Origin of the sequence: Pseudoalteromonas qingdaonensis (genome assembly GCF_038739665.1) — a bacterium.
In the GTDB taxonomy this organism is placed as follows: Bacteria; Pseudomonadota; Gammaproteobacteria; order Enterobacterales; family Alteromonadaceae; genus Pseudoalteromonas; species Pseudoalteromonas qingdaonensis.
Genome location: NZ_JBCGCU010000029.1, coordinates 1 through 874, shown reverse-complemented (window position 1 = coordinate 874; position 874 = coordinate 1). Strand labels below are relative to the sequence as shown.

At 44.3% G+C, this 874-nt stretch carries 2 tRNA genes and 2 rRNA genes; all 4 read left to right on the top strand.

Features of this window, described 5'->3' with window-relative positions:
• Positions 1 to 80 (top strand): 16S ribosomal RNA (locus WCN91_RS15140); the annotation flags it as partial.
• A gap of 79 nt (positions 81 to 159) precedes the next feature.
• A tRNA-Ile gene (locus WCN91_RS15135) sits at positions 160 to 236 on the top strand.
• Between the two features lie 50 nt (positions 237 to 286).
• Positions 287 to 362, top strand: a tRNA-Ala gene (locus WCN91_RS15130).
• Between the two features lie 398 nt (positions 363 to 760).
• Positions 761 to 874, top strand: a 23S ribosomal RNA gene (locus WCN91_RS15125); the annotation flags it as partial.

Below are 874 nucleotides of genomic sequence, written 5' to 3'. Positions count from 1 at the left end.
TCACCACGGAGTGATTCATGACTGGGGTGAAGTCGTAACAAGGTAGCCCTAGGGGAACCTGGGGCTGGATCACCTCCTTATACGATTTAGAACGAATTTGTTCGCAGTGTCCACACAGATGATTGTTGATTATGAAATAGAGAACAAACGTCATTGTTTGGGTCTGTAGCTCAGCTGGTTAGAGCGCACGCCTGATAAGCGTGAGGTCGGTAGTTCAAGTCTACTCAGACCCACCACTTTGCTTCACCGCAAAGACCGGTAAAAACAATACGTATCCTAGTAATGTGGGGCTATAGCTCAGCTGGGAGAGCGCCTGCCTTGCACGCAGGAGGTCAGCAGTTCGATCCTGCTTAGCTCCACCACTTTACTACTCCTTCTTATAGATAAACATTCTTTCGGGGACATGCCCTGAGAATAGAGTGTGTTTAACTCTGAGAAGTTTATTCTCTTGCTCTTTAAAAATTTGGAAAGCTGATAAAAACTTTGAATTGTTCAATTTTGAATGATTTAGAGTTCTCAATAAGTAAAGAAATATGCCAGTTAGCGAAAGCTAATTGTGCGTCTACTTTAGTATTCTAACTTCTGGCGAAGTTAACAGTCACACTGTGGAACTCAATTCCATTTTTCAAGGTGATTGTGTTTGAGGCAAAGCCGCCGAGTTATTTGTCGCCGGGAGCAACCTTTTTGGTTGTGACCAAGCAAATGACGACAGCAATGCCGCATCAAGCGCAAGCATAAAGAAAAACATTTTGGGTTGTATGGTTAAGTGACTAAGCGTACACGGTGGATGCCTTGGCAGTTGGAGGCGATGAAGGACGTATTAACTTGCGATAAGCCTGGTCAAGCTAGTAAAAAGCGCTTGAGGCCAGGATTT